Source organism: Streptomyces sp. WAC05292 (assembly GCF_003949955.1).
In the GTDB taxonomy this organism is placed as follows: domain Bacteria; phylum Actinomycetota; class Actinomycetes; order Streptomycetales; family Streptomycetaceae; genus Streptomyces; species Streptomyces globosus.
This window is the reverse complement of the sequence record NZ_RPSE01000647.1, coordinates 1-2,023: the sequence shown is the minus strand read 5'-3', so window position 1 is coordinate 2,023 and position 2,023 is coordinate 1. Positions and strand designations below refer to the sequence as shown.

General features: G+C 75.9%; 3 protein-coding genes. All 3 read left to right on the top strand.

Going from position 1 to position 2,023, the window contains the following annotated elements:
• The coding region (locus EF903_RS32025) for a zinc-binding dehydrogenase (RefSeq protein WP_148142641.1) at positions 1-384 on the top strand (384 nt) is incomplete at its 5' end.
• Positions 381-1,568, top strand: coding sequence for an acyl-CoA dehydrogenase family protein (locus tag EF903_RS32020; RefSeq protein ID WP_125548460.1), 1,188 nt, complete (start codon positions 381-383; stop codon positions 1,566-1,568). The genes EF903_RS32025 and EF903_RS32020, both read left to right, overlap by 4 nt.
• A partial coding sequence (locus EF903_RS32015) for an acyl-CoA dehydrogenase family protein (protein WP_260616206.1) occupies positions 1,565-2,023 on the top strand: 459 nt, incomplete at its 3' end. The genes EF903_RS32020 and EF903_RS32015, both read left to right, overlap by 4 nt.

The window sequence follows — 2,023 nt, the reverse complement described above, 5'->3', positions numbered from 1 at the left end:
GGCCGCGGCGCCGACGTCGTCTACGACCCGGTCGGCGGGGACGCCTACACCGCCTCCACGAAGTGCATCGCCTTCGAGGGCCGGATCGTCGTCGTCGGCTTCGCCGGCGGCACCGTCCCCGCCCCCGCCCTGAACCACGTCCTCGTCAAGAACTACTCCGTCCTGGGCCTGCACTGGGGCCTCTACGCCCGCCAGGACCCGGCGGCCGTCCGCGCCTGCCACGCCGAACTCACCCGCCTCGCCGCCGCCGGAGCCGTCAAACCCCTGGTCAGCGAGCGCCTCCCGCTCGCGGCCGCCGCCGACGCGGTCCAGCGCGTCGCCGACGGCACGACCACCGGCCGGCTCGTCGTCGTCCCCGCCCGGGACGGAGCCCCCCGGCCGTGACCACACCCGACACCCTGAGCGCCCGGGTCCGCGAGCTGCTCGCCGCACACCCGCCCGCCACCACCGCCCGCACCGCCTTCCTGCGGGCCCGCTTCGATGCCGGACTCGCCTGGGTCCACTACCCCGAGGGCCTCGGCGGGCTGGGCGCGCCCCGATCCCTCCAGGCCGCCGTCGACGCCGAACTCGCCGCCGCCGGAGCCCCGGACAACGACCCGCGCCGCATCGGGATCGGCCTCGGCATGGCCGCGCCGACCATCCTCGCGCACGGCACCGGGGAGCAGAAACAGCGCTTCCTGCGCCCCCTGTGGACCGGCGAGGAGGTCTGGTGCCAGCTCTTCAGCGAACCGGGCGCCGGCTCCGACCTCGCCGCCCTCGGCACCCGCGCCGTCCTCGACGAGGCGGCCGGCGAATGGGTCGTCGACGGGCAGAAGGTGTGGACGTCCAGCGCCCACACCGCCCGCTGGGGCATCCTCCTCGCCCGCACCGACCCCGGCCTGCCCAAGCACCGGGGCATCAGCTTCTTCGTGTGCGACATGCACGCCCCCGGCGTCGAGGTCCGCCCGCTGCGCCAGATCACCGGCGAAGCCGAGTTCAACGAGGTGTTCCTCACCGGCGTCCGCATCCCCGACGCGCACCGGATCGGCGCCGTCGGCCGGGGCTGGGACGTCGCACGGACCACGCTGATGAACGAGCGCGTCTCCATCGGCGGCATGCGCATCCCCCGCGAGGGCGGCATGATCGGCCGCCTCGCCGAGGCCTGGCGCGAGCGGCCCGCCCTGCGCACCCACGCCCACCACCAGCGCCTCCTCGGCCTGTGGGTGGAGGCGGAGGTCGCCCGGCTGGCCGCCGAGCGGCTGCGGCAGCAGCTCGCCGCCGGACAGCCCGGCCCCGAGGGCTCCGGGATGAAGCTGACCTTCGCCCGCCTCAACCAGGAGATCAGCGGCCTGGAGGTCGAGTTCCTCGGCGAGGACGGCCTGTACTACGGGGACTGGGAGATGACCCGCCCCGACACCGTCGACTTCACCGGCCGCGACGCCGGCTACCGCTACCTGCGCGCCAAGGGCAACAGCATCGAAGGCGGCACCAGCGAGATCCTGCTGAACATCGTCGCCGAACGCGTCCTCGGCCTGCCCGCCGAGCCGCGCGACGACAAGGACGTCCCCTGGAAGGACCTGGCCCGATGACCACTCCCGGCGCCGCCCCCGACCTGCGGTACTCCGACACCGAGGAGGAGCTGCGCTCCGCCGTGCGCTCCCTCCTCGCCGCCCGCTGCACCCCCGCCGACGTCCTCGCCCGCGCCGAGGGCGGCCGCCCCCACGATCCCGCCCTGTGGCACACCCTCGCCGCGGGCATCGGCACGGCCGGCCTGCTCGTCCCCGAGGAGCTCGGGGGCCAGGGCGCCGGACCGCGCGAGGCCGCCGTCGTGCTGGAGGAGCTCGGAAGGGCCGCCGCCCCCGCCCCCTACCTGGCGCACGCCGTGCTCTGCGCCGTGGCCCTCCTCGGATGCGACCCGGCCGCGGCGCCGACGTCGTCTACGACCCGGTCGGCGGGGACGCCTACACCGCCTCCACGAAGTGCATCGCCTTCGAGGGCCGGATCGTCGTCGTCGGCTTCGCCGGCGGCACCGTCCCCGCCCCCG